The following is a 24,498-nucleotide window of genomic DNA, read 5'->3' as shown; positions in this document are numbered from 1 at the left end:
AGCCACTCGAAGATCCTGAAGGAAACAGCGTGAAGCATCGGGGCAGAAAAACGAGCTGCAGGGTCGCGATAGCAGCGGCCTGCGTGCTCATTCTGCAGTCGATAGGCAGCGCGTTCGCGATCGGCTCCGCTGGGCCGCATCCTCAGCTCGACGCATTCGGAAACTCGATTTGCGTCACAAGCGATGGCGGAATTCATTCGGGCGGCTCAGACGGAGAGAATTCGCAGCGGCCGGAATGCTGCACGATCAGCTGCAACATGTCGGTGCAGCCAACGGGTGTGCCGACGGACAGCGGTTGGATTTTCTTCGAGCCACATGTCAGCGTTTCCACAGGTACCCGACCTTGGCTGTACCGCCCGGCGCGGCTGTCGGCTGACGGAGCCGTTCATCCACGCGCGCCCCCGCTGCGGACCTGATCGCCGCGGACAATCCTCTCGATTTGCGATGTCGCCTCCACGCCTGACAACCTTGGCGTGGCCATGGATCCGCGTGTTCGTGTCCGAGGAGACGCCCATGAACAAGCCATTCCGTTCCATCAAGAGTTCGCCGGTCAACCTCCCTCGAGCCTCACGACTCCGTAGCCTGGAAGAGCGGATCGGCATCATCGGCTTTGCAGCCGCGCTGATTTTCGCGATGGCGCATTCGCTTTGCGTGTCGGAGGGCCGAGGGATCGGTACCAACCGTTGGGAAGCGGCAATCATTACCGCAAAGAGCGTCGGCAACGACAACGGCACGCCGTTGCAGGCAAGTCTACGAAACAAGCAATCTTTCGTAGAGGCGATGGCCAAAGGGGTTGGCGAGCACCGCAACTGACGCGGCAACGGAGCCTACGTCCCTGTCAATCCTTCGTGCGGCCGACGCACGCAGACCGAGGCGGATAGCTCCTCCGAGGTCAGCCCGCTCGCACGACCCCCATACGTCACAACACAACACCTTTACTGAAACTCGGCCGGAAACCCGGCAATCTGGAGAAAACCGATGTTGAAACAAATTCTGGTCGCCGCTGCGGTGGCATCGATTGGTGCATGCAATGCTCTTGCTCACGTGAGCCTCGAAACCAAGGAGGCCGCTGTCGGCTCGACGTACAAGGCCGTGCTTCGCGTACCCCACGGCTGCGAAGGAAAGCCAACGAATGTCGTACGGGTGAAGATCCCGGAGGGGGTCATTGCGGTCAAGCCGATGCCGAAGGCCGGCTGGACGCTGGAGAAAGTGAAAAGTTCCTACGCAAAGTCGTATGACCTTCACGGGACAGCGACCAGCGAAGGAATCACGGAAGTCGTCTGGACAGACGGCAGCCTGGCTGACGACGAGTACGATGAATTCACGTTGCGGGCCTTCCTCACGACGGACCTCGCGGCCGGCGAGCCACTCTATTTCCCTGTCGTCCAAGAGTGCCCTGAGGGCGCCGCTGAACGCTGGATCGAGATTCCTGCGGCAGGGCAGAAAGCCGACGACCTCGAGCGGCCGGCTCCCGCCATTAAGCTGCTGCACGAAGTCGGCGGACATTGATGACGCAAAGCGAGGCGCGCTCGGCGCGCCTCGCTTCGTCGGGAAACCGATCATGACCCGACACACACTCAGCGCTTGGAAGGCCATATCAAGCGGCCGGCTTCGTTCTCTGACGCTGGCCGTCCTGATCGGGTTCATGTCCGCAGTCCCTGCATTCGCTCACGCGTCCCTGGTAGGGACGAATCCGTCCGACGGCGCCGTGATCGAGCGGCCGCCCGAGCTCCTGACGTTGAGGTTCAGCGAACCAGTCTCGCCGCTCTTGCTCAACCTCATCAAGCCAGATCGCACTTCGCTCAACCTTGCGGATTTCGAGGTTACTGACCGAAGCTTGAGAATCTTCTTTCCTTCATCGCCTATTGACGGCACCTACGTCTTGTCGTGGCGTGTCGTCTCCTCCGACGGGCACCCGATAGGAGGCTCGGTTGTCTTTTCGGTAGGCATTCCAAGCACTGCCTCAATGCCCAATTTCGAAGACAGTGGCCGTTCCGTCCGTATATCCATCTGGATTGGGAAGGTGGTGATGTACCTAGCCCTGTTTCTCGGGGCTGGAGGTGCGTTCGCAATATCGTGGATCACGAGAGGCGATCCGTCAGGCCGCATTCCTGTCGTTATGCTGGCGGCCTTCGGCATCGCGGGGTGCGGGCTATCCGCTGGCTCACAGGGGCTCGATGCCCTCGGCGCCCCGATGTTTCGCGTGCTGGAGGCGGACACGTGGCATGCTGCGATGAACACGGCTTTTGGACCGACAATCATCATCGCGGTCATTGTTTTGGCTATGGCCCTCGGCAGCGTACTGTCAATTGGACTGCAGGCGCGGGTGCTTTCACTCGCTGCGTTAATTAGCGTGGGAATTGCGCTTTCGCAAAGCGGCCACGCCGCATCGGCGGAGCCCCGATGGCTCATGCGGTCGATGGTGTTCACGCACGGCGTCGGCATCGCGTATTGGACGGGCGCGCTCATGCCGCTCGGGCTTGTGCTGGCCCGTCGCCGCCCGGAGGCAGCCAATGCGCTCCTGCGGTTCTCAAGGACAATTCCGTACCTGGTTGCGGCCATTCTCGTGTCTGGCATCGTCATGGCCAGCGTGCAGCTGGAGCAACTTGCAGCACTGGTCAACACGGCCTATGGGCGCGTGCTCTTGGTCAAATTGTCGTTGCTTACGGCCCTCTTCGGCCTTGCCATCCTAAATCGCTGGAAACTGACTGTCCCGCCAGCCACGCGCCAACTGGTACGGTCCATTGCGGCAGAGACGCTTGTTGTCGTTCTGATCTTTGCCGTGGCCGCCGTCTGGCGCTTTACGCCGCCACCGCGAACACTGTCGATGGCCGCGGCGGACATCGCGATGGTGCACGTCCACACAGGGACGGCCATGGCCGATGTCACCGTTTCGCCCGGCCACGCGGGTCAGGTCAGCGTATCGATCGCTCTTGCGGCAGGTCCGGTTGAACCGCGGCAAGTCGAGCTCGTAGCCACACATTCGGAAGCCGGAATCGGACCTATGCGCCGCCGGGCGAGAAGGTGCCAGGACCAGTGGTGCGTAGACGGGCTGGTCTTGCCCGTTCCTGGAATCTGGGTCGTGCAGGTCGAAGTGCTGATCTCGGACTTCGAGCTCGAGAAGCTCGAAGGGAGCATCGAGATTACGCCTTAGGTACTGCGGTCGTTAGCCTGCAATGCCGAGCCGACTCATTGTGCCGGCGGTCATCATCGACGGACTCCACTCCGGTTCGTATGTCAGAGACACTTCGACCGACCCAATGCCGGGGACGCTTTTGGCGCTGTCTCGAGCCCCGTTCTTGAGGTAGGCGGCCGCCGGACATCCGCGCGTGGTGGTCGTCATCACGATGTAAGCCGCACCTCCTTCGTGAACCGCCACGTAATAGACAAGCCCCAGATCGACGATATTGTCACCGAGCTCCGGATCTATCACCAAACGAAGCGCCTGCTTCACCCGGCCGGCAAGCGCGTCGGTCGCTTCGACCGTCATCCAACCCGCTCCTTCGCATTGATCCAAACCAGGAGACGATAGGTAGTACCGCCGGAATCGAAGCCTCCCTTCCAACGATGCCCCCGCTTCTCCAACTCGGGAAACAGGAAGACTGGCTCACGTCCGAGCAGGGCCGACATGACCTCTCCTGGCGCCATTTGCTCAACCTCGGCCAGGATGCGCACCATCGGCTCTGGCGGCTCCAGATCGCGATTGTCCAAGTGACGAACTGGCTCCGGCCACCTTTCCGACGACACCTCCTCGGCGGAACCGACAGGCCCGTGTTCGCCAGACGGCCTGAACAGGACCTCCCAGTCCCCGTCGCCGATCTCTCTTGCTTCGTAGTCGAACCCTCTTGAAGCAAGCACCTGTAACAGCGGAATGGGCTTGAAGGGCGCGACAAGCCTGAGGCCAACGTCGGGCCCGAGCGATGCCACCGTCTCCATTATCTTGCCGAATGGTTCGTCGCCCGCCGCAAGCAGCGGCCGTACATCGAGGTCTACGAATGTCGTGGTCATAAATGTCAACCTTCTCTCATTGTGCCGCGGACCACAGCATGGGCGGCCTGCGAACACCTGATGGCATTCCAGCTTTGGGCACGTCGGCCAAATACCTGACGCGCACGAGCTCGCCTACAATGCCAAGGGTCGCGACGAGCATGGCCGCCGCAGCCGCTTGAAATGCCCCAGGGTACCCAAATACAAGCGCCGCAGCGCCCAACCATACCGCAATAAAGTACAGCAGAAACCACTTCCCGGCCCGTGGTTCAACGACGAGATCCTGCACACGAGGCGTCGGCATCTTGCCTAGAACGGGGCCGTAGCATTCGAGCCACGTCAGAAATGCTACGATCTTGTAAAGCTTGGCCAGCCCCAGCCCCGAAAGCCAGCCGAATGCGAAAAGAAAAGCGATCGGGGCGGAATACCTCTGCATCTCCGACAGGAGCGTGGCGATCACAGCGAGCAGGACTGCGGCCGCCAAGGAAACGAAGGCAAGGGTGGCCATGCGAGCGTTCAATTCGATTGTTCGACGCTTGCGCGCACGATAGACGTGGAGAATATCCCGGCCGTAGAACGCCATGGCACCCAGGCCTGGGGCACCGGCTGCGAGTAGCACCAGATCGCGACTCCCGCCAAACCAGACGGCAACGACAGCTCCAGGCATGCCAATCAGGAGGGCGCATGTCCCGAGATAAAGCGCCGCGCGGCTGCCGCGCCTGTCGAGCTCGGGCGCCAGCATGAACATGGCCAGCAACTTGTAGCTCACGCCCATCGCGCAGAATCCAAGCCAGCCTCCAAGTCCGGTTATAGCGTGAATGGGAATGCCTGCCGAAGCGAGTTCGACGAGATGCTCCTCGTCCGCAATGCCTCCCCGCACGAGGGCGAACGTAACGCCTAAGGCCGCAGTCAGAGCGAGGCTTGCCAGTCCGACAACCACGAAGCGTGCTGGGATGGGTAGTGGGCGACCTTTCAACAGCGTGACAAGCAGGTTCCCAAGCACCAGCCCAAATCCCATCACCAGAAGCAGGCTCGCAGCAGCCAAAAACGATGGCGTCGCGGCTATTCTTCCCTCCAGCGCCAGAAAGCCGAGCAAGAGCGCCACCAAGCCTGACACCAAGCAAACGAGAGCCGACAAGGGTGCAGCATCGCTGTAAAGAGGACGAGCTATCAGCACGGGCACGAACTGAAAAAGCGCGCCGCACATCAGAAGGCTCAACCACCCGAGCACGGCCAGATGCACGACCACAAGCGTCTGCGGCGATTCGACTGGAACGTGAGGGAAACCGTAACCGACAGCCATCAGCGCCAGCGCCAGAAGCAATGCCAACAAGGCGGCGGCGAAGTACGACACTGTCCATCGCGACAGGGATGCGCCGATCATTGAACTCCCCTCAGGACCGGGCTGCGATCCGACGCGGCCACGCCATAACCGTCCTCACGATCCCCGAAATTTCCGCGCGACCTCCGCAACAGCGGTTGACCTTCAGCGATGTCGCTGCAAGTTCCGATACGCATCTCGGGCACTGGGCGGGCCCATGCTCGAATATCCGCTCCGTCATGTTTGCATCACCAGTTCGGGACCGCCGACTTGCGCGATGCGGACGTCGATCCTTCCAATCTTCTTGGCAGCCGCAGCGATGGAGGCTGTGTCCATCAGGCTGAAAGCCGTTGACAGGGCATCTGCGTCGGCGGCTTCCACGGCGACCACCGTCAGGCTCCTGTAGCGATGAGCCGGCAGGCCAGTTCGCGGGTCCAGGAGATGGTTGAAGCGGCCATTGCTGTCGAAATGGAACCCAGAGGGACTCGTCGTCGCTACCGCTCGGTCGACGACATCCAAGACCGCGAGTTGGCGGCCCGCGTCATCCGGGTCGGCGATCGCGACCTGCCAGCCGTTGCCATCCGGGCGCATGCCGACGGCACGGCACTCGCCCATGTCCACGAGGCAGGAACCTATGCCTCCAGCCCGCAGTAGCGTCACGATGCGGTCTGTGATGTAGCCTTGGGCAACGCCATTGAGGGTGAGCGCCATGCCAGCGGCGAGTTCAATGCGGTCGCGGCTGAAAACGACTCGGTCAAACCCGACCTTGCTCCGCGCCTCTCGGAGAACGCGGTCCGATGGGCCTGTCGCATCGGCATCGGGAACTGAGAAGTGTCTTTGGTAGGCTGACCAGAGCGGCTGGATCGTCGGATCGAAAGCGCCCTCGCTCAACGTCCAATAACCGCGGCATTTGGCAAGCAGGTCGACCAGTTCCTCAGGCGGAGCTACCAGCGAGTGCTGCCGATTCAGCGAAACCAGGATCGAGTCCTCGCGATAGAGGCTGAAGATTCGTTCGAGGCGCCGGACCTCTGCAGCGACCTGTTCTACCAACGCCTGCGCATGCGCGCGGTCGTGGTGGTGAATTCTCAATTCAGCGGGCGCACCCAGCGCCTGCCCGCGCCAATCCACGGCGTGGGCCGGGACTGCGACAGCGGAACCGAACGGCACTAGACTCAAGCCCGAGGCGGCAGCCAATATCCCGATTGCGCGACGACGGTTCACGAACGAGGCCATGTCAGCCACCCGCCTGGCTTTTGCCAAGCACGTATTCGGGTGGAATCCTGGCGAAATCTACGATCTCACCGCCGTGCATCGACACGAAAACCCGGGCTGCGGTTTCAGACGAAAAAGGAATCGTTTCTTCGGCACCCATGCCGCCCCGTTTGGAGCTGCGGATAACAAAGAATGCCTTCCTGGCGTCAATCCAGTTCTCTGGGCCCGGCTCTTCCCAGGTCGGAGCTGCTGCCATGTCAGAGACGAAGATAGCAGCGACGTTCTTTGGCTCTTCTGGCAGCATGGTGAACGCAACGGCATCGCGCGCAGACGAGAACCAGATCGGTTCAGCTATGCGACCCAGCACGATCTGTCCCTTGGGTCCTGGGTGCTCCAGGACGTTCATGCCGCAATAGTGGCCGATGGCGCTTTCCGTCAGGGCAAAAGGCTGCGGCGTCTCCGCCTGTTCTTCGGCACCGCAGCCTGCCAGAAAAAGGACCGCAGCGAACGTGCAGGCAACAGCGGCGAGTCTCATAGTTCTCTCCTCGAAAACACGACCGTGGCCATCGCCAAGGGGATGATCGTCCATCCGGCAAGGGCCGCGACCAAAATGGCGGGCGTGAGTGCGCTGCTCTGTGCAATGCCACCCATCCCAGACAGCAATCCTGCGCTGCCGGATCCGAGATTCAGCAGGCGGTAGACATCGGTTGGATTGAGCAGGAGCAGCGTATCCAACAGACCGCCACTCAGGTTGCGGCCTTGATCCACCACCAGCACCCCCAGCAGCCCCATGTCGTAGATGAGGACGAAAAGCAGCCAGGCGCCGATCGCTATTCCTCCGGCTGTCCCGCGCTCCCGCACCAGCGCGCTCACCAGGTAGCCGATCGCGATGAACCCAGCGCCAAGCATTACCGAGGCGCCGATCATGGACAGGAACGCCCACCAGCTTGCTGCGTCGATGGCCGCACCAGTTGCCGCCAGCGCCGCGGCGGCCGCGCCATAGCCGAGAAGGGTAGCGAACGACAGTATCGCCACATGCCCGACAAACTTCCCGATAATCACCTGCCAGCGGCCAACCGGATAGCTCAACAGCAGCAGCATGGTGCCCCGTTCCTTCTCGCCGACGATGGCATCGTGGGAGATCAGGAGAGCGATTAGCGGCACGAGGAAGATGGTCAGGCTGGAAAGGCTGACGATGACCACGTCAAGTGCGCCGACGGCGACAATGCCCGTCGGTGCGCTGCCAAGGAACGTCAATGTCAGCGCAAGCGCGGCCAGCAACAGCGTTGTCGCCAGGACCCATCGGTTGCGAAGGGCCTCCTGCACCTCTTTCCGGGCGAGGATCAGTATGTTTTTCATGGCAGTGCGTCCTGCGTGCTCAAGAAATGCGCGTAGAGCTCGTCAAGGGTCGGCGGGATCAGGTCGAGATCGGCAACGGGCGCGCCTTCTGCGGCAGCTCTGCGCAGGAGCTGGATCTTGTCTTCCGGGGCCGCGTCGATTTCCAGCATGTGGCCGTTGACCCGTTGCCACCTGCCCGTGTCGCTGATCCAGCGCTCGACCGTGCCGGGTTCGCGGTCTGCGAGCTTCAGGCGGATGCGCGTGGGCAGCCGCGCGATATGGCGCAGTTCGTCTATCGTGCCGTCCGCGATCTTGATGCCGCGGTTGACGATGATTACGCGGTCGGCCTTTCCCTCGAGTTCCGTGAGGGCGTGCGACGACAGCAGGACGGTGGTTCCTTGGGATTTCAGCTCATCGATGATTGCGTAGAAACTGCGCCGCAGCGACGGATCGAGCCCCGTCGTCGGCTCGTCGAGCAGCAGAACTTGCGGACTTCCGAGAAGCGCCTGCGCCAACCCCAGCCGCTGGCGCATGCCCTTGGAGTAGGTCCCTACCCGTCGGTCCATCGCCGCGCTCAGCCCCACCCGATCCAGCAGTTCCGGGACCTGGCAGAGGGCCGCGCGCTTGAGCCGAGCGTAAAACGCCAGCGTCTCGCGCCCTGTCAGCGCCATGTTGAACGAAACGTTCTCCGGCAGGTAACCCAAGCTCTTGCGCGCGGCAAATTCGCCTGCCGCCGGGTTTTCCCCCAACACGCGGACATTGCCGGCGCTCGGCCGGATAAGGCCCAGCATGAGCTTGATAAGGGTGGTTTTGCCGGCGCCGTTGTGCCCCACCAGCGCTATGGTCTCGCCTGCGTTCAACGCGAGCGATACAGATTTCACGGCCTCATGGCGGCCATAGGACTTTGCCACGCGTTCTACACTTACGGTTTCGCTGCTCATCGCGCTGCTCCCCGCAGTTCTGGAGGCGCCATCAGCGGTCGGCTGTCCACCACGCCGCCCGGAAGCAGCGCCGGAAACTGCGCCTGAGCCCATCGGATAACTTGAATCGCCGGGCTGTTGACGAGAACTTTCGCCTGGGGAGCCGTCCACAGGACCTTGTCGATCAAATCGTTGGGACGATAGAGAGCGTCGCCGATGCCGTCGGAGTCGAGGTCGAAGGCCGGATTGTCGCTCCAATAGTTGCCGCGTCCGTCAACCTGCCAGTCGAGATCCCGGGTCCCGACATACTTGACCTGATTGCGGTTCCTGACGAAGGCGTTGCCGGACATGGTGTTGCCTTCGGACCCGGCCGTGAAATGGATGCCGATCTCGCAGCCCTCGAACCAGTTCTCGCGGAAGACGTTCTTGTTGGCATTGTAGATGAAGACGCATTTCTCCGGGCCGATTCGCATGGCGGAAGACGACGGCGCGTCGGCGGCAGCGGCCGGCAGGCCATGCTCGCTAGTCTGCTGTCCAGCCGTCCTCCATCGTTCCTCCGATTGGGGACGCCCACGCACGACGTTGCCCGATATCTGCGAGCCGTTGGCGTAGTTGAGCAGCAGGCCCCGGTCTCGGTCGCCGTCCGACAGATTGTAGGTGACCTTGAGCCTGCTGGAATACATGATCGCGTAGCCGACGGCGTTGCCCAGCGAGACGTTCCCGCTGATCTCGCTGTCGTTGGTGTACATGTAGTGGATCGCGAAACGCACGCTGCGGAAGCGGTTGCCGCTGAAGACGTTTCGCTTGCTTGTCACTGAGAATATGCCGTCGCGGCCAAAGCTGATGTCATTGTCGATGACTTTGGCTCCAGGCGCGTTCCAGACCGAGACGCCGTTCCCGGCCTCATTCGTGCGGCCCTCGCGCATCCCGACGATACGGTTGCCCTTGGCGACCGCGTCCGGGGAACCGTGGAGATAGATTCCGTAGAGATTTCCGACGATCGTATTGCGCTCGACGATGGCCGCGCTCGCCGTCTTGGTGACGAACACTCCGGCATCCATCGCTTCCATGTCCGTGCCCGAACCTTTTATCTCGAGACCGCGCACAGCCGAATTCGGCGCCCGCAAGGTCACGACGCTGCCGTGGCCGCTTCCCATCAAGACAGCTCCGGGAACGCCCTCCAGCGTCACCGCCTTCCGGATCTCGATCGGTCCCTTGTGCTCGCCACTCAAGAGCGTCACGACGTCGCCCGGCGACGCCGCGTCGACAATGGCCTGTACGTTTCCGTTCCCCGCCGGGACCACGATGCTGGCCGACCAGGCTGGGCCAGAGAGGACGGCGACAATCGCCGCCGCCCCCATCGCTGTGAATGCTCCCGAACGGGTCATGGCCGTCAAGCGCCCTGCGGCTCGACGAACATGCGGCCCTTCATCTCCATGTGCATGGCATGGCAGAACCACGAACAGTAATACCAGTACACGCCTGGCTGGCTCGCGGTGAAGGTGACCGACGCGGTCGCCTGCGGCGCGACCTCCATATTGATGCCGTAGTTGATGATGCTGAACCCGTGGGTGAGATCCTCCACTTCGTCGATGTTGGTTACGTAGACTGTGACCTCGTCGCCCTGCTTTACCGAGAAGCTCTCGAGGCTGAACGCCGGCGCCGCCGACGTCATGTAGACGCGCACCTTGTTGCCATCGCGGATGACTTCCGCCGCCGACATCAGGTCGATCCCGTCAGCCTTCGCCTGTTTGACCGCATCGGCGAAGAACGGATCTTCACGGTTCCATACATGAACGGGATTGACCTTGGAGCGGTGCACCAGGGTTGCGTCATGCGGTTCCGCGAAGGTCGGGTTGTCATGCACCAGGACCATCTGGTCGCCGGAGATGTCGATGAGCTGGTCGTTCTCCGGCTTCAGCGGCCCGACGTTGAGGTAGCGATCCTTCGAGAACTTGTTCAGCGAAATCAGCCACTTGCCATCGGCCTCTTTGGTCTGTCCCATCGAGGTGTGGTTGTGGCCGGGCTGGTAGTGGACGTCCAGCTTCTGGCGGATGGGGTCGACCGCCTCCCCCTTGAAGGCCCGCTTGGCGTCGTCGATGTTCCACTTGCAAACCTGGCTGTCGATGAAGAGCGTCGTGTAGGCGTTGCCCTTGCCGTCGTAGGCAGTGTGCAACGGCCCGAGTCCGAGTTCTGGCTCGGCGACGACGGTGTCACGGGGCTGGATCTTATCGTCGAACAGCTCGTCGAACTTGCGCACGTCGAAGACCGTCACAGTCGGCGACAGCTTTCCGTTGGCGACGACATGGATTCCATCGGGCGCGGTATTGATGCCATGCGGGCTGTTCGGCACTGGAACATAGCGGGTGTAAGGCGAGCCCTTGCGACCGTCGATCACCGGAACGCCGTTGATCTCCTTGTAGTCGCCCTTGGCGACGGCATCCTCGATGCGCTTGAGATTGAAGATGACGACCCAGTCCTGCTCCTTTTCCATCATCTCGGCGAGGTTCACGCCCTCTTCCGAGTTGTAGCAAGTGGCGAAGCAGTACTTGCCCTGATAGTCGGCATCAACGTTGTCGAGGTTGCCGTCGACCATCACCTGCCAGGCCACCTTCATCGTCTCGCCGTCAACGGCTGTGAAGATCGCGTGATACTGCTTGTGGTCGTCGAGCACTTTGCCGTCGTTGGGGATCGGCACCCGGTCTTCGCCGTTGCAGAAGACGTATCCGGTCTTCGGATACTTCTGCACGCGGAGGCCGTGGACGGTGTGCTGGTTCGGGAGTTGGATGATCTTGTCGCATTTCATCACGTCGAGACGAATGCGGCAGACGCGGGTGTTGGCCTTGTCGTTGGCGAACAGATAGCGGCCGTCGTAGGTTCCGTCAGTGAAGGAGGGGTGAGGATGGTGCAGGTCGCCGTTGAGGTAGATCCCGCCCTTGTCCTTCAGGAACTCCTTCGTGTTGGGAAGCAGTCCTTCGGTCAGCACCTTGCGGCTCTCGTTCGTCTGGCCCCATCCGGTGGCGCTGCAGCGGTTGAAGACCGGAATGCGCATCATTTCGCGCATCGAGGGTGCGCCGACGATACGGACCTCGCCCGATTGGCCGCTGGAAAAGAAGACGTAGTATTCGTCGAGTTCGCCGGGCTTCACCTCATAACTTCCGCCTTCGCCGCTCGGCGCAGCAGAAGAGGACTGAGCGGCGGCGGGCGATACGGCTCCGCCTGCCAGCGTCAGGGCTCCGCTCACGGCGGTTGCGCCCGCGGCTACGCTAGTGCCCAGCAGCTGTCGCCTATTCAGTCTGTTGATTTGCTCGTCTGACATTTGAGCCTCCTTTTTTCGCTCATGGCTGTTTCGTCGGCTCGGCTTTCCCCGGCGCTGGGGGAATTGGAGCGCCCCGATGGGTGATTACAGGCTTTGCAGGTCCGCGATCGTTGTCGCTGCGCAAGGAAGGCGACGAAAGCGCCTGGAACTTTTCGCGCTTCAGCCGCACCTGGATCATGTGCGGGCAGCGATGGTCGTCGTGGTAGAGTTCCTGGCAATGCATGCAGTAGATGCATTCGTTGACGTTGATCTGGCCTTCCGGATGAATTGCCTGCACCGGACATTCCTTGGCACAGCGCTGGCACGGCGAGCCGCAATCCGGATAGCGCTTGAGCCATTCGAACATCCTGATCCGGCCAGGGATGGCGAGCGCTGCGCCCAGCGGGCAGAGGTAGCGGCAGTAAAACCGCTCGACGAAAAGTCCGAGTGACACGATCGTCAGCGCAAAGATCACGAATGGCCATTCCCGCGCGAATTTAAGGATGATGGCCGTCTTGAACGGCTCGACCTCCGCGAACATTTCTGCCAGCGCGACGGAGTAGAAGGAGAGCCCGAACAGCCCTAGGAAGATAATGTACTTGATAGGCCACAGCCGCTCATGCAGCCCGAAAGGCACCTTCAGCTGAGGCACTTTCAGCCATTGGGCCAGATTGTTGGTTAGCTCCTGCAAGGCGCCGAAGGGACAAAGCCAGCCGCAGAACGGCCCGCGCCCCCAAAACAGCAGGCCTGCCGCGACCGACGCCCACAAGACGAAAACGAGGGGCGCGGAAAGGAAGAACTCCCAATTGAAGTTGGTAATCAGGGAGTTTGTGAAGGTCAGCACATTGACTACGGACAGCTGCGCATTGGCGTACCAGCCGAGCCAAACGAGCGTGAACAACAGAAAGCCGCGACGCACCCAGCCAAAAAGCTTCGGCCGCCGCACAAGCCAATCCTGGAAAAAGAAAATGGCGGTAAGGACAAGAAGCCCTAACACCGTGATGCCGATAGACACGGTGTTCATCTTCCACATCCTGACCCAGAGCGGCTCTTCGTCTGGAAATGTTCCGGCGCTGGCGTCAGGCTGGGCTGCGGGCGATGCGGCTGTCGAAGGCTGTGACTGAGCCACCGGCGGTGCCGGCGGCTCATTCACGGTCAGGTATTGTTTCGGCAGCGTATAGCCGACGTTGAAGGGAAGCGTCGCCTTCTCGCGTGCGCCAAAGCTGCGCTGCACCAGCAACTGCAGTTCCCAAGGCTCGGTCAGGTCCAGCGAAAACTCCGGCGGCACGACGAACAATGCGATCTCTCGCAGCCGCGGTGCGCCGGCCGCTGCCAGATCGCCGAGGCGGGAGTGATTGCGGTCGCGGAAGCGTACTCCTTGTCCATCCTGGAGGAGTTCGATCCGGTCGAAAATGCCTCCCCGGACGTATCCGGATCCCTTGAACGAATAGAGCCCGTCCCCGGCAACAACGATCGCCTGCTGGCCAGGCTTTAGCATCGACTGCATCCGCTCGAACCCGCTCTTGCCGAGCAGGCTGAGGCCTATCGACGGTACACTGACTGGAGCGATGTAAAGTTCGATGAAACGGTCGCCTGGAGTGTTCGATTCAGGCCGTGCGGCGGCCTGCGCCAAGCCAGCCTGCTTGAACGCCTCGGTAACTTCGCCCACCGACAGCTGCAGTTTTCGGACCGAGCCGTCCCCGACGAGAGCCTCCCAATCGTGGACTTCGCGTTTGGACAGGTCGAGCTTCGTCGTCGCAGCGTGGGCGGGAGCGGACGCCAGTCCTGCTTCCCCCAGTCTGTTGCTTCGGATCAGCTTAACCGCCGACCGCACGATGCTGTCGCCCATCACGAGCACGGTAACCGTTGCGCCGCTGACGATGTCCACCTGGGGCGGTCGCTCAGCGCCCGCTGCTACCCGCCCCATGTCCTTGCCTATGAGCGCGTTCAGCGCGGCGACCACCTTTTTCTCGGGGATGCCAATGAGGACGATGGGCTCCTTGTGGTCAACGAGCTTGAACCCACGGACAACGCCGTGCTTGTCAATGCCGACCAGGATATGGATCGGCTTGCCGGAATAGCCGACCGCGCTGGTGAAATCCGAATTGAGGTAGACGTACCCCAGGATGTCGTCGCCTCGATATACAGGGGCGAGCGGCGGCTCTCCTGCAAGTTCGCCGAACCGTTCGGCGCCTTGGAAGAACTCGCCGGGCTGCGCCTTGGGCAAGAATTCGGCAACCCGGCTCGCCGCTGAAGCGTCAGCCCGTTGCCCAAAAATAACGAAGGCGATTGCAGTAACTGCCAAGGCGGCCATCAAGGTTCTGGCGGCTGCCTTCTTGGCTTGGGGGAGAAATGCGCTTGTCACGATCGAATTCCGGTTCGGCCTAGCGACTTCGCCAAGGCTCGTCTTTTGCCCACGGGGTGGTTGCCCACGCGACGAGACTGCAACCGCATGCAGGTCGCTGGCTCGAGAGCGATAAAGACGGCTTAAGCCCGCGCGTCTTTGATCCAGCGCAAACTGAAGGTCAGCATCCCGTTCTAGGTTGTTCCAAAGTTCGTGCTGGGAGGAAGTTCATGTCGGTTCTGAAATGGGAGCCCTATGTGTCCGTCGATACGATGGACGAGCTAATCGCCCTCGCCTATGCGATGGAGCAGGAGGCCGCCTCGGGCTATTCAGAACTGTCTTCCAGAATGCGCAAGGAAGGCCGGACCGATCTCGCCGGCGTTTTTGACAGATTGGCCGCGGAGGAAAGGCAACACATCGACAACGTCACGCACTGGTCCCACCAGGTCAGCGGCAAGCAGCCAGAACAATCACGGATCAGTTGGCAGCTCTCCGACGTTTTCGACGATGAGGGAGCGGGAACCATCGCACCCGAGCTGCTGAACGGCTATCGGGCGTTCTCGATGGCGGTGCGCAACGAAGAGCGCGCCTTTGTCTTCTGGACCTACATGGCCGCGCGCGCACCGACAAACGAGTTGCGGGAGGCAGCGGAGACGATGGCGAGGGAGGAGCTGGGGCACGTAGCCACGTTGCGCCGGGAGCGAAGGCTGGCGTTTCACAAGCAGCGGACCGCATCCAGAAGGACGGCTTTCGCTTGGGACGAGATGGAGCTTCGGCTTTCCGAACAGCTTGAAGTCGCAGCTGCCCGCGGAACTGCCGCCGAGGGAACACGGCTGCGGGAGCTTGCGCGCCAAGCACGGATGCGCGCGGATAGCCTGGCGAGATCGCCGCTTGGCCATTCGCCCCTGCTGCAAAACACACCAAGCGCAGGCTCGCTGGGGATGGCGGCACTTTGCGAGCTGCTCCTGGACTGCTATCTCGATTTCGGCGAACGGCTTCCGACTGAATCGGAACGCAATCGCGCCCAGAAGTTCGCGGCTGCTACGGTTCACTGCCTTAGCGCGATCCGCTGACAGGACCAAAGATGGACAAATATGAGAAAGAGGCCCTCGATGCGGTCGACCGTTATCTCGACCTCATCAGTCCACCGAATGTAATTTCTGTCGTTGCGGCCGTTGCTGACATAATCGCCCAACTTCCGGCGAGCGGGATGGACGAAGCCCAGCTGCGACAGCTAATTGTTGCCCGCGCCGAAGCTCGAAACTTGGCGACAAATCAATAGCGCTTGGACGCGTCTCCTCAGAGAGGCGATAGCTATCTTTCGGCGCTCCGTGCAATGGCAGACCGCGCTGGCGCTTGGCGTCGGCGCGGCACTGCAGGCCTGGGTAGTTCGCACGGCTCTACCGTACGACAAGCACCGGAATCTTGGAGAGGTGGACAACTTCCGCGGTTTGGCTTCCGAGCAAAAGCCTGCTCACACCACGTCGGCCGTGGGATGCGATAACGATGAGGTTGCATCCCCGATCTTGTGCTGTTTTGACGATCGCTTCCGCGGGCGATGTATGCGACGCCAGCACTACTTCGATGGTCACGCCCATCTTAGCGGCCGCTTCTTTTGCCAAATTCAAGGCAGCATCAGCATGATGTTGCTGAGCTTCAGTCCATGACCCGATTGTAGCGGGGCTGTGCAGTGGGTAGGGCTCCGCCACCGTTATCACAGTCGCTTTGCTGCCAAGGCTCTTCGCTAACGTCAGGCCGTGGTCGACACCCTTCTGCGCAAGTTCCGAGCCATCCGTGGTTATGAGAATGTTCGTGTACAAAACTACCTCCACTGCTGCGGTTTTGTGGCTATCGTGCGTACGGCACTGTGTACCCCAAGAAGAAAAAATAGATTGATCTGTGTCAATCGTCTTGCGGGAGTCTTGCCCGTTACCCTCTGGGGGAAAGACGGTTCGCGTCGCGCGAACTACCATCCGCGAATTCCTTCTCCGAGGGGCCAAACCTCCCACAAACATCGAACTTCAACCGTCTTCGGTAGTTAGCCATCCCGAGGTCGCACCACTTCCAAGGTTTTCTTGCCGAATTTGCGCAATCGCAAATTCCCTCGACGGCAATCGGAGTAGTGAGAGGCAACTGCTGACGCAGCCACAGATCGCTAGAAAGGCATATGATGAAATTCCTCCTCCACCTCACGACTGCCGTTTCGCTCTTCGTATTCGCTGGCGGCGCCAATGCTGCGGAACACGTGGTCCAAATGCTCAACAAGGGCGAAAAGGGCGCAATGGTCTTTCAGCCGAACTTCGTTCAGGCAGCGCCTGGCGACACAGTGAAGTTCGTGCCGACCGATAAGTCGCACAACGCCGAGTCCATCAAGGGCATGATCCCTGAAGGCGCCGCCGATTTCAAAAGTAAGATGAACGAGGAGATCACGGTGACCCTCGACAAGGAAGGCGTCTACGGGGTGAAGTGCACTCCCCACTACGGCATGGGCATGGTCGCCCTCGTGGTTGTCGGCCAGCCAGTCAACGCCGATGCGGCCAAGGCCGTCAAGCAGACCGGGAAGGCCAAGGCAGCGTTCGCCGAACTCTTCGGCCAGGCGGTAGCCGCCAAGTAATTACGCTCTCCTCCTGGCCTCAATTACCCTCGCTGAGGCCGACCGGGCGGACATTTCTTGACCGCCCGGTTCTTTTTTTGAAAGTCGCAAGAATGGGAATTCCAAGACTACGGTCCTACAAAGGACCAGCAATACTGTCGTACGGGTTCAGGCCATTCTTTCTGCTCGGGTCGTTGTACGCGGGACTCTCGATCCTGTTCTGGCTCCCGCTTTATGCTGGCCACCTTGAGACCTACAGCCTTCTGGCGCCACTGGACTGGCATGTTCATGAGATGCTGTTCGGCTATCTGGCGGCGATCGTCACTGGTTTCCTGCTCACTGCCATTCCGAACTGGACGGGCCGCCTGCCCGTTCAGGGATTTCCCCTCTTGGGTCTCGTGGTGATCTGGATCGCAGGCCGCCTCGCGGTGTTTTTCTCGTCTGCCATTGGCTGGCAAGTGGCGGCGATGGTGGACGCGGCATTCCTTGGCGCAGTGGCTCTGGCGGCCACCATTGAAATCGTTGCGGGCCGAAACTGGCGCAATCTGAAAGTGCTGCTGCCGCTGGCTATGCTTCTGGCAGCAAACGTATGTTTCCACCTTGAAGCTCATTATCTCGGCCTTTCCGACACGAGCCGACGGCTTGGCATGAGCGCCGCGGTGCTGCTGGTCATGATCATCGGCGGAAGGATCATACCGAGCTTTACGCGGAACTGGCTTGTCCGGCAGAATCCGGGACGCCTTCCCGTGCCTTTCAATCGCTTCGACGTGGTCTCTCTTGCAGTCGGCGCGCTTGCGCTCGCCTCATGGTGCTTCGCTCCAACCAGCGTAGTTACGGCCGTTGCGCTAGGGATGGCGGCCGCTTTGCAGTCGGTACGCCTGGCGCGATGGGCCGGTGACCGGACCATCAAGGATCCACTGGTCCTGGTCCTCCACCTCGCCTATGGATTCATTCCGGTGGGTTTCACTCTCCTGGCGGCTTCTATCGTGCTTCCCGAGAGCCTGCCTGTCGCAGCGGGGATACATGCCCTTGGCGGCGGAGCCATCGGCGCCATGACACTTTCCGTCATGGTACGCGCCACGCTGGGTCACACCGGGCGGCCGCTAAAGGCAGGACACGGAGCAGCTTTCCTGTTTGCGGCCATCATCGCGGCTGCAGGTTTGCGCATTGCGGCCGTCTTTCTCCCGGAACTCCATCTGATCGAGATCGCAGGAGCGGCATGGTCGGTCGCGTTCCTGGGATTCGCAGCGCTCTTCGGGAAGGCTTTGTTGCAACCCAAACTAACGTAACAGGTGCAGAGTTCCGCTACAGCAGCGTGACGCGGGTGTCGTCACCGAAATGGAGCACCCGCTTCAGACACTGGCTAAAGTAGTACTCCTCCATGAAGCGCCCTGAACGGTGGTTCCGGTCGATCAGCAGATCGATGAAATCGGCCTGGAGCTCGTTCCATCTGGCGAGAGCGTTCTCTCCTTGGTCGAGCTTCCGAGCGAATCCTTGATGGTTTATCGGCCGCAGGTACACGGATCGGATAGGGTAAGAACTGGTGGTTTTGCTACCGAATGCCGGAAATTTCATCCACAAGAATTCGAAAGAAGAGGTGCGAGGAGTGATCCGCGACCGGGACGTTACTCTCGGACGACGACCATTTCCTTGCTGGGTGGCCGGATCGACAGACTGATCTCAGCAACGAGTTTTCGGCGGAGCGCTGCCGCGTAGTCGGTTGTCGTGGATGGCGCGATGACAAATGCTCTCGGACCACCAATGACATTGTTGTCGAAATATTCGGTGAGATCGTAAACAACGCTGAGTATCATCTCGGGAATGGCGATTGCGTTGATTGTGTAACCCTTGGCAATCGCCCGCCGTCGGCTCACTGCAACGGGCAAGCCGTCATTGTTGGTGCCATTGGCCGAGATATCGATGACCTTGCTGGCGGCTGATCCAACGTAACTGTCGAGCAGCATACAGCCGAGATCGATGGCGAAGGAAATGGAGGTCGCGCACGTCTGTTCACATCCGAGGCCTCTATCGCCTTCCTTCAGGATGATCGACGCCACGGCTTGCGCATCCTTAAGGCCACAGACACTTGTCCACGGCACCACCGAACGCGCATGCCCAGAACTTGCCCATTCGACATAGGTTACTGCGATGCAACCGGTGCTGTTGCGGGTAATGGCTGCGACGACCTCGGGCGAAGAGATTGCTGCGGCATGGCCTTCGCGTTGCAGGTTGGCGGTGGCGGGATCGATGGATGCCGAGACGTCGACCGCGAACACAATCGCCGCATCAACGTCAGCAGCATTTGCCTGCGGTGTATAAAGCGCCGATGCAGCAAGCATCGCTCCCAGCGGGGCAGCGAGGTTCGCGCTCATTGTCAGGCACCGTCTGGAGGTGCGAAGAAGCAGTTTGCGTCTCTCTTGGTGGGATGAAGGCAGATGTGATAATCGCGTTCTCCCGACGCAATTTCGTTTCCATATGGGATCAGAAACGTCTGCCTTCGTGTAATCTGGCAATGATCGCCAGGGTAGAGGGTCACAACGAAGCCGTTCAGCCTTGTCTTGACCGCAGCGTAGGGTATTCGCTGGCAATCTCCCTCAATGGGGTCACCCCCGCAGCATGCCGGAGGATAGGTCCAACCGGTGTCGGCTCCGTGGGCTTGCGCCTGGTCGTGATTGATCGCCAGAACGAGGGCTGTCGCAACCGCAACTGAGCCTAAAAGGTTCCCGATTGCGTCTCTGGTACGAAACCGCACCACGCCCATCTGGCCCCCCAAATCCCTGAGGTGAACAGGACTAATGCTACGCCTCGCTTCGAGCTTATGACAGGTAGCCGAAAGAGCTAGGCGATCCGAGGAGTTCAACATCTAGATGTGCTATAAGACGCATCGTGTTGAGGACGAGGATGCATTCATAGCGGCAATGACGGTCGAAATCCCCCCACCTCCGCCCAACGCCACTCAGACGCGGGCTGCGAACTCCGGGATTGCGCAGTGATCCAATCATCTCCGCGGATCGCCCTCGGGCTCAAGCAAAACTGGCGGCAGTTTGCCCTGCTTGTGGTGATCAATGCCTTTGTCGGCGGCATGGTGGGCATTGAGCGCACTGTGGTGCCACTCATAGGTTCCGAAGTATTTGGCATTGCCTCGACGACATTAGTCGTCTCATTCATTGTCAGCTTCGGCGTGGTAAAAGCCTTCGCTAATCTACTCTCCGGCCAACTCGCTGACAGATGGGGGCGCAAGCGCGTGCTCATCCTCGGCTGGCTCTTTGGCCTTCCGGTGCCCTTCATGATCCTTTGGGCACCCAGTTGGAGCTGGATTATCGCCGCCAATGCATTGCTGGGAGTCAGCCAGGGACTGGCTTGGTCGATGACCGTGATAATGAAGGTCGACCTCGTCGGTCCCAAGGGTCGCGGCCTCGCCGTCGGCCTCAATGAGTTCGCAGGCTACTTCGCGGTTGGCCTGACCGCATTCCTCTCCGGGTACCTCGCGGGGCGATATGGTCTACGACCAATTCCGATCTATGTTGGCGTGGTGTACGCGGTTCTCGGGTTGGCCTTGTCGGTTCTGCTGGTGCGCGACACCCGCCCCCATGTCCAACTGGAAATGGCGAACCATCCAAAGGAAGAATCCCCTCTCAGCTTTCGGGAAGTGTTCGCCCTGACGACCTTCCGCGACCGCAATCTCTTTGCGGCCTCGCAGGCGGGGCTCGTCAACAACCTCAATGATGGTATGAGTTGGGGCATCTTTCCGCTCTTTTTCGCCGCCAACGGACTCGGCGTGGAGAAGATAGGCATCCTGAAGGCCGTGTACCCTGGGGTGTGGGGACTGTTTCAAGTGCTGACTGGACCGCTTAGCGACCGTTGGGGGCGGAAGGGTCTGATCGTTGCTGGAATGTGGGTGCAGGCAGTGGCACTCATGATGACAGCTCTCACCAGGGACTTCGGCTGGTGGCTGGTGGCTGGTGGCAAGCCTGTTGCTCGGCTTGGGAACGGCAATGGTCTACCCCAGCCTGATTGCGGCTGTTTCGGATGCCTCACACCCTTCGTGGCGCGCCAGGTCACTGAGCGTGTACCGCTTCTGGCGTGATCTGGGGTACGCCATCGGAGCGCTGTCGGCCGGACTTATCGCCGATACCTTCGGACTTCCTTGGGCCATAGGGTCGATTGCAGCGCTCACTTTTCTTTCAGGGGCGATTACGGCGCTGGTAATGCGGGAAAGGCTGACGGCAGTGGCCGATCATGTATCGGCCAACCATTCCACGGGATAGTTCAGGCCGCTTTTCGTTGCACCTCCGCTGCATAGCCTCCAAGAATGCCATTCCAGCCGTGCTCAGACTCGAAGGTCTGACGGGCAGCCTCGGCGGTGTCTCCCATATTCTCAAGTAGCCGATGCACAAGTTCCACTCTCGTGTATTGCTCGCTCTCTTTGAGGAAGCACGCCCCCAACGCCAAAACCCCCAAATCCCGCCGGAGTATAGAAAAACTGACTGGCTGCATTGTCAATGAACCACCCTGCGTGCGCCGGATCACGTGTTCGGCATGGGAAGTCAGGCGCCGAACATTTCGCGCCGTAGCCTCCGGATCTGCGCCTGGAAATCGGCTATGGTCATGGCAGCAGGCCGTTCCCGCACCAGCCGGAAGCCCAGATTGTCGGGCGGCAAGCCGACAGCACATCCACCGCTCTTTCCATCACGGATGAAGTTCGACATGTATGTCCGGTGGAATCCCTCGACGACATGAACACCGCAATTCTCAATAGACGTTTCGGCGGCCTTGCCGTCTGCGGCCATGGTGACACGAGCATAACATGTCGACGTCCATTCCCAGACGTTGCCCGCGATGTCTGCCACGCCCTTGGAGTTCACCCCAAAAGAGCCGCGGCTCCTCGGCACAGGGTCTGCTTTCCGCTCCAAGTCCACCTCCCGCTGGTAGCTCGACAGCCAGGCGCGAGCGGGATTCTGCGCGTCTTGTTCCAACGGTTCGATGTCGCTCCGAAACCGTTCGCTGGCGGCATGCGCCCATTCCTCATCAGTTGGCAACCGCCATGTCTCTCCGGTCGCCTCGGAATACCAGCGAGCATATGCCTCGGCGTCGAGGTAGCTCACTCCAGTGACCGGAACGTCGCCGCTTCCTTCAGCATCGGCTGCCTCGCAGGCGCCGAGGCTGACACAGCGCTCGTACTCGTCCAGGCTCACTTGATACTTCATGATTTCTAGTGGCTGACTGATGGCGACCCGCTTTCGCGGTGCTGGAACAGGGCGCTCGTTCATCAGAAATTCGCCAGGCTCGGCGTGCGAGAAGAGTCCAGGCGCGGCCGCGACGGTGATCGCTGCCGGAGTGCGAGCTTGGCTATGTTTCGGACCGTCAGTCCAATTCAGCAGGGCAACGGCTCCGGCCGTCATGATGGCAGCAGCGCTGCCGATTAATGTTAGCGTATTGACTGGCATGGTGGTGGCCTTCAACGAAACGCGACCCGCCGGGGGCAATCCGACGGGTCGCGCTCGCTTCCATTGTTCAGGTCCTGTTGTCAGTTCATCGGGATCGGTCTGGGCGCGTCGACCTGTTTCATCAGGTCGTCGTTCCACTCGCCTTCGACAGTGAAGTGAGCAGTCGCACCCAGTTCGACAGCTTCGATGAGATTGTGATTCACGTACGCGTAGACGCCGGGCTGAAGGAAAGTATACAGCGCAGCACCTGCGGATCCGCCACGGATGAACCAGGTCTCAAGGTCCTTTGCCGGAGGGTTGGCAAACTTGCCTTCTTCCCAGACATAGTCCCCATGCCCGCCGATCAAGTGCGGCCGGGTATCGCGATTGGCCTGCGAGTGGACGATCATGACGGTTTCGCCGACCTTCGCCGTCATGGCGTTCTTGCCCGTGAGGGAGCCGACCTTGCCGTTGAAGACCACGTGGGTCGGGATCAGGCCGCGCATGACCTTGAGCGTGTCGTCATAGCTTTCGCCGAGGGACTCATACTTCTTGTATTTGCCATTCTCGTCCCGCGGAATGTAGAACTCGTTCTCTCCGACGTAGAAGATCTTGTCGTAGCGAACGGGTTCGCCCTTTTCATTCTTCAGTCCTTCACGCGGCAGGACCATCACGGTCCCGCTCATGCCCGAAACCACGTGCCACGGGATCATGCCTTCCGGCGCGCAGTGGTAGACGAACGTCCCGGTGCGCGTGGCCTTGAACCGCAGCGTTACCTGCTCGCCTGGATTGACGTGCGTAAGCGCCCCGCCGCCAAGCGCGCCCGTCGCGGCATGGAAGTCGATGTTGTGGGGCATTTCGTTCGTCTCCGGATTGACCAGAGTGAGTTCCAGGTAGTCGCCCTCGTGCACGACCATCATCGGTCCGGGGATCGAGCCGTTGAACGTCATGCCCCTGAGCGTGGTGCCTTCGTCATCGATCACGATCGGCTTTTCTTCGATCTTCATCGTGAACTCGACGACCTTTGGGCCGCCGTTGGCCACCTGGTCGTGTTCATGGACGAAGGGCGGTGCAACGAGCGATACCTTCTGGCGAGGAAGGGCCGCGATGTCCGCGGTCTGTGCCTGGGCCGCAAAGGCAGGTATCGCGGCCGCCGCGGCAGCCGCTACGACTGCTCCGATGAGGGCTTCGCGTCGCGTGAACATTTAAATCTCCTTGTGAATGTCGTTTCGACAAGGAGAACGATATGACTGGTCCCGATCCTGCTCTTTGTTCTGGCGCAATCATCGCCGCCGCAACCATAGGGTGCGACAATTTCGACCGAAATCACGTTACGCCAGGGTCTGGTCGTCACTTCGCGAAGCTATGCGAAGCCGGGTGATAGCTCGTCATCAGGCGTTCAAGTTCATCGATCGCCGTGGATTGCGGCAGCTGTTGTCCCTCCAGCTCGGGCGGCACCTTCCAGCCCGGGTCGACGCCTTCCATGTTCGGAAGCTCGTGAGCGATGCCTTTGTGGCAGTCGATGCACGTCGCCTCGCCTGAAAGGAGGTAACGGGTGTGAATTTCGGCCGCGCGCGTGGTTTGTTTCGACAGGTCCATTGCCACGGAAGAATGGCAGTTGCGGCATTCAAGACTGTCGTTGGACTTCAGCCGCGCCCACTCATGCTGGGCGAGCTCGAGACGCATATCCAGGAACTTGCGCCTGGTGTCGATGGTCCCGAATATCTTGCCCCACACCTCCTTGGAGGCCTGCATTTTGCGTGCGATCTTGTCAGTCCATTTGTGAGGCACATGGCAGTCTGGACAGGAGGCGCGCACGCCGGAGCGGTTGGAGAAGTGCACTGTCCGCGTCAGCTCTTCGTACACGTTGTTCTTCATCTCGTGGCACGACGTGCAGAACTGCTCGGTGTTGGTTACCTCAAGCGCCGTGTTGAAGGCGCCCCAAAAAATGACGCCGCCAACGAAGCCTCCGAGGGTCAGAAAGCCCAGTCCGAGCGTTGCCGCCGGAGTGGTAAGAATGCCCCACGCCCAGAGAACGAGTTTCTTGATCCATTGCATC

Annotated in this window: 25 protein-coding genes; 9 read left to right on the top strand and 16 right to left on the bottom strand. The window is 60.7% G+C overall.

What is annotated here, in order from left to right:
* Positions 1 to 513 precede the first annotated feature (513 nt).
* From HNQ95_RS27210 to HNQ95_RS27200, 3 genes are all read left to right on the top strand, one after another.
* Positions 514 to 813, top strand: a complete 300-nt coding sequence (locus HNQ95_RS27210) for a hypothetical protein (RefSeq protein ID WP_154386985.1) — start codon at positions 514 to 516, stop codon at positions 811 to 813.
* Positions 814 to 978: 165 nt separating this feature from the next.
* Complete coding sequence (locus HNQ95_RS27205; RefSeq protein ID WP_067964939.1) at positions 979 to 1,509, top strand: YcnI family copper-binding membrane protein; 531 nt, start codon at positions 979 to 981, stop codon at positions 1,507 to 1,509.
* 52 nt (positions 1,510 to 1,561) lie between these two features.
* Positions 1,562 to 3,154 (top strand): copper resistance CopC/CopD family protein, encoded by a 1,593-nt coding sequence (locus tag HNQ95_RS27200; protein WP_083948675.1) that lies wholly within the window; start codon positions 1,562 to 1,564, stop codon positions 3,152 to 3,154.
* Positions 3,155 to 3,166: 12 nt separating this feature from the next.
* Here HNQ95_RS27200 and HNQ95_RS27195 read toward each other — a convergent pair whose 3' ends face one another.
* The 10 genes from HNQ95_RS27195 to HNQ95_RS27150 all read right to left on the bottom strand — a co-directional run bounded on the left by HNQ95_RS27195 (position 3,167) and on the right by HNQ95_RS27150 (position 14,390).
* A complete protein-coding gene (locus HNQ95_RS27195; protein WP_067964940.1) occupies positions 3,167 to 3,490 on the bottom strand; it encodes a metal-sulfur cluster assembly factor in 324 nt (107 codons plus the stop codon).
* A complete protein-coding gene (locus tag HNQ95_RS27190) occupies positions 3,487 to 4,008 on the bottom strand; it encodes a DUF2249 domain-containing protein (RefSeq protein ID WP_067964942.1) in 522 nt (173 codons plus the stop codon). The genes HNQ95_RS27195 and HNQ95_RS27190 overlap by 4 nt, the downstream gene beginning before the upstream one ends.
* Positions 4,009 to 4,024: 16 nt before the next feature.
* Positions 4,025 to 5,371, bottom strand: a complete 1,347-nt coding sequence (locus HNQ95_RS27185; RefSeq protein WP_067964944.1) for a hypothetical protein — start codon at positions 5,369 to 5,371, stop codon at positions 4,025 to 4,027.
* Positions 5,372 to 5,545: 174 nt separating this feature from the next.
* Positions 5,546 to 6,541 carry an FAD:protein FMN transferase gene (locus HNQ95_RS27180; protein WP_067964947.1) on the bottom strand — a complete coding sequence of 332 codons (996 nt, stop codon included), beginning with the start codon at positions 6,539 to 6,541 and terminating at the stop codon, positions 5,546 to 5,548.
* A gap of 1 nt (position 6,542) precedes the next feature.
* A complete protein-coding gene (locus HNQ95_RS27175) occupies positions 6,543 to 7,055 on the bottom strand; it encodes a nitrous oxide reductase accessory protein NosL (protein WP_067964949.1) in 513 nt (170 codons plus the stop codon).
* The gene (locus tag HNQ95_RS27170; protein ID WP_182575673.1) at positions 7,052 to 7,879 is read right to left on the bottom strand and encodes an ABC transporter permease; all 828 of its coding nucleotides are present in this window, start codon (positions 7,877 to 7,879) and stop codon (positions 7,052 to 7,054) included. Before HNQ95_RS27170 ends, HNQ95_RS27175 begins: the two co-directional genes overlap by 4 nt.
* Complete coding sequence (locus tag HNQ95_RS27165; RefSeq protein WP_067964953.1) at positions 7,876 to 8,799, bottom strand: ABC transporter ATP-binding protein; 924 nt, start codon at positions 8,797 to 8,799, stop codon at positions 7,876 to 7,878. Before HNQ95_RS27165 ends, HNQ95_RS27170 begins: the two co-directional genes overlap by 4 nt.
* Positions 8,796 to 10,166, bottom strand: a complete 1,371-nt coding sequence (locus HNQ95_RS27160) for a nitrous oxide reductase family maturation protein NosD (protein WP_154386983.1) — start codon at positions 10,164 to 10,166, stop codon at positions 8,796 to 8,798. The genes HNQ95_RS27165 and HNQ95_RS27160 overlap by 4 nt, the downstream gene beginning before the upstream one ends.
* Positions 10,167 to 10,171: 5 nt before the next feature.
* On the bottom strand, positions 10,172 to 12,097 hold the full coding sequence (gene nosZ / locus HNQ95_RS27155; protein ID WP_067964956.1) for a TAT-dependent nitrous-oxide reductase: 1,926 nt from the start codon (positions 12,095 to 12,097) through the stop codon (positions 10,172 to 10,174).
* Positions 12,098 to 12,116: 19 nt separating this feature from the next.
* Positions 12,117 to 14,390, bottom strand: a complete 2,274-nt coding sequence (locus HNQ95_RS27150; protein ID WP_067967006.1) for a NosR/NirI family protein — start codon at positions 14,388 to 14,390, stop codon at positions 12,117 to 12,119.
* A 260-nt stretch (positions 14,391 to 14,650) separates the two neighbouring features.
* Here HNQ95_RS27150 and HNQ95_RS27145 point away from each other — a divergent pair, with 260 nt between their 5' ends.
* On the top strand, positions 14,651 to 15,493 hold the full coding sequence (locus HNQ95_RS27145) for a ferritin-like domain-containing protein (RefSeq protein WP_067964959.1): 843 nt from the start codon (positions 14,651 to 14,653) through the stop codon (positions 15,491 to 15,493).
* Between the two features lie 11 nt (positions 15,494 to 15,504).
* The gene (locus HNQ95_RS27140) at positions 15,505 to 15,702 is read left to right on the top strand and encodes a hypothetical protein (RefSeq protein ID WP_067964961.1); all 198 of its coding nucleotides are present in this window, start codon (positions 15,505 to 15,507) and stop codon (positions 15,700 to 15,702) included.
* A 118-nt stretch (positions 15,703 to 15,820) separates the two neighbouring features.
* On the opposite strand, the gene HNQ95_RS27135 is transcribed toward HNQ95_RS27140, so the two are convergent.
* On the bottom strand, positions 15,821 to 16,240 hold the full coding sequence (locus HNQ95_RS27135; protein WP_067967008.1) for a universal stress protein: 420 nt from the start codon (positions 16,238 to 16,240) through the stop codon (positions 15,821 to 15,823).
* A 350-nt stretch (positions 16,241 to 16,590) separates the two neighbouring features.
* Here HNQ95_RS27135 and HNQ95_RS27130 point away from each other — a divergent pair, with 350 nt between their 5' ends.
* Positions 16,591 to 17,034 (top strand): pseudoazurin, encoded by a 444-nt coding sequence (locus HNQ95_RS27130; protein ID WP_067967011.1) that lies wholly within the window; start codon positions 16,591 to 16,593, stop codon positions 17,032 to 17,034.
* A 92-nt stretch (positions 17,035 to 17,126) separates the two neighbouring features.
* Positions 17,127 to 18,302: an NnrS family protein gene (locus HNQ95_RS27125; protein ID WP_067964963.1), complete on the top strand. Its 1,176-nt coding sequence runs from the start codon at positions 17,127 to 17,129 to the stop codon at positions 18,300 to 18,302.
* A 16-nt stretch (positions 18,303 to 18,318) separates the two neighbouring features.
* Here the strand turns inward: HNQ95_RS27125 and HNQ95_RS27120 are convergent, their stop codons facing one another.
* Positions 18,319 to 18,588: a hypothetical protein gene (locus HNQ95_RS27120; protein ID WP_067964965.1), complete on the bottom strand. Its 270-nt coding sequence runs from the start codon at positions 18,586 to 18,588 to the stop codon at positions 18,319 to 18,321.
* A 50-nt stretch (positions 18,589 to 18,638) separates the two neighbouring features.
* The gene (locus HNQ95_RS27115; RefSeq protein ID WP_067964967.1) at positions 18,639 to 19,385 is read right to left on the bottom strand and encodes a DUF1194 domain-containing protein; all 747 of its coding nucleotides are present in this window, start codon (positions 19,383 to 19,385) and stop codon (positions 18,639 to 18,641) included.
* A 617-nt stretch (positions 19,386 to 20,002) separates the two neighbouring features.
* Between HNQ95_RS27115 and HNQ95_RS27110 the strand changes: the two genes are divergently transcribed.
* Both HNQ95_RS27110 and HNQ95_RS34245 read left to right on the top strand, forming a co-directional pair.
* A complete protein-coding gene (locus tag HNQ95_RS27110; RefSeq protein ID WP_246787003.1) occupies positions 20,003 to 21,100 on the top strand; it encodes an MFS transporter in 1,098 nt (365 codons plus the stop codon).
* Entirely contained in the window at positions 21,009 to 21,281 is a 273-nt protein-coding gene (locus tag HNQ95_RS34245) for an MFS transporter (RefSeq protein ID WP_246340997.1), read from the top strand. Before HNQ95_RS27110 ends, HNQ95_RS34245 begins: the two co-directional genes overlap by 92 nt.
* Positions 21,282 to 21,560: 279 nt before the next feature.
* On the opposite strand, the gene HNQ95_RS27105 is transcribed toward HNQ95_RS34245, so the two are convergent.
* The 3 genes from HNQ95_RS27105 to HNQ95_RS27095 all read right to left on the bottom strand — a co-directional run bounded on the left by HNQ95_RS27105 (position 21,561) and on the right by HNQ95_RS27095 (position 24,497).
* Entirely contained in the window at positions 21,561 to 22,475 is a 915-nt protein-coding gene (locus HNQ95_RS27105) for a formylglycine-generating enzyme family protein (protein WP_310327998.1), read from the bottom strand.
* Positions 22,476 to 22,540: 65 nt separating this feature from the next.
* The gene (gene nirK / locus HNQ95_RS27100; protein ID WP_067964971.1) at positions 22,541 to 23,644 is read right to left on the bottom strand and encodes a copper-containing nitrite reductase; all 1,104 of its coding nucleotides are present in this window, start codon (positions 23,642 to 23,644) and stop codon (positions 22,541 to 22,543) included.
* 145 nt (positions 23,645 to 23,789) lie between these two features.
* Entirely contained in the window at positions 23,790 to 24,497 is a 708-nt protein-coding gene (locus HNQ95_RS27095; protein ID WP_067964973.1) for a NapC/NirT family cytochrome c, read from the bottom strand.
* Between the last annotated feature and the right edge of the window lies 1 nt (position 24,498).

Source organism: Aminobacter ciceronei, from assembly GCF_014138625.1.
In the GTDB taxonomy this organism is placed as follows: Bacteria; Pseudomonadota; Alphaproteobacteria; order Rhizobiales; family Rhizobiaceae; genus Aminobacter; species Aminobacter ciceronei.
The sequence above is the reverse complement of the archived record's forward strand: the minus strand, read 5'-3'. Positions and strand labels throughout refer to the sequence as shown.

Coding starts and splice junctions, on each gene's coding strand:
- HNQ95_RS27210 (WP_154386985.1), top strand. CDS start 514: ATGAACAAGCCATTCCGTTCCATCAAGAGTTCGCCGGTCAACCTCCCT.
- HNQ95_RS27205 (WP_067964939.1), top strand. CDS start 979: ATGTTGAAACAAATTCTGGTCGCCGCTGCGGTGGCATCGATTGGTGCA.
- HNQ95_RS27200 (WP_083948675.1), top strand. CDS start 1,562: ATGACCCGACACACACTCAGCGCTTGGAAGGCCATATCAAGCGGCCGG.
- HNQ95_RS27195 (WP_067964940.1), bottom strand. CDS start 3,490: ATGACGGTCGAAGCGACCGACGCGCTTGCCGGCCGGGTGAAGCAGGCG.
- HNQ95_RS27190 (WP_067964942.1), bottom strand. CDS start 4,008: ATGACCACGACATTCGTAGACCTCGATGTACGGCCGCTGCTTGCGGCG.
- HNQ95_RS27185 (WP_067964944.1), bottom strand. CDS start 5,371: ATGATCGGCGCATCCCTGTCGCGATGGACAGTGTCGTACTTCGCCGCC.
- HNQ95_RS27180 (WP_067964947.1), bottom strand. CDS start 6,541: ATGGCCTCGTTCGTGAACCGTCGTCGCGCAATCGGGATATTGGCTGCC.
- HNQ95_RS27175 (WP_067964949.1), bottom strand. CDS start 7,055: ATGAGACTCGCCGCTGTTGCCTGCACGTTCGCTGCGGTCCTTTTTCTG.
- HNQ95_RS27170 (WP_182575673.1), bottom strand. CDS start 7,879: ATGAAAAACATACTGATCCTCGCCCGGAAAGAGGTGCAGGAGGCCCTT.
- HNQ95_RS27165 (WP_067964953.1), bottom strand. CDS start 8,799: ATGAGCAGCGAAACCGTAAGTGTAGAACGCGTGGCAAAGTCCTATGGC.
- HNQ95_RS27160 (WP_154386983.1), bottom strand. CDS start 10,166: ATGACCCGTTCGGGAGCATTCACAGCGATGGGGGCGGCGGCGATTGTC.
- nosZ (WP_067964956.1), bottom strand. CDS start 12,097: ATGTCAGACGAGCAAATCAACAGACTGAATAGGCGACAGCTGCTGGGC.
- HNQ95_RS27150 (WP_067967006.1), bottom strand. CDS start 14,390: ATGGCCGCCTTGGCAGTTACTGCAATCGCCTTCGTTATTTTTGGGCAA.
- HNQ95_RS27145 (WP_067964959.1), top strand. CDS start 14,651: ATGTCGGTTCTGAAATGGGAGCCCTATGTGTCCGTCGATACGATGGAC.
- HNQ95_RS27140 (WP_067964961.1), top strand. CDS start 15,505: ATGGACAAATATGAGAAAGAGGCCCTCGATGCGGTCGACCGTTATCTC.
- HNQ95_RS27130 (WP_067967011.1), top strand. CDS start 16,591: ATGAAATTCCTCCTCCACCTCACGACTGCCGTTTCGCTCTTCGTATTC.
- HNQ95_RS27125 (WP_067964963.1), top strand. CDS start 17,127: ATGGGAATTCCAAGACTACGGTCCTACAAAGGACCAGCAATACTGTCG.
- HNQ95_RS27120 (WP_067964965.1), bottom strand. CDS start 18,588: ATGAAATTTCCGGCATTCGGTAGCAAAACCACCAGTTCTTACCCTATC.
- HNQ95_RS27115 (WP_067964967.1), bottom strand. CDS start 19,385: ATGAGCGCGAACCTCGCTGCCCCGCTGGGAGCGATGCTTGCTGCATCG.
- HNQ95_RS34245 (WP_246340997.1), top strand. CDS start 21,009: ATGGTCTACCCCAGCCTGATTGCGGCTGTTTCGGATGCCTCACACCCT.
- nirK (WP_067964971.1), bottom strand. CDS start 23,644: ATGTTCACGCGACGCGAAGCCCTCATCGGAGCAGTCGTAGCGGCTGCC.
- HNQ95_RS27095 (WP_067964973.1), bottom strand. CDS start 24,497: ATGCAATGGATCAAGAAACTCGTTCTCTGGGCGTGGGGCATTCTTACC.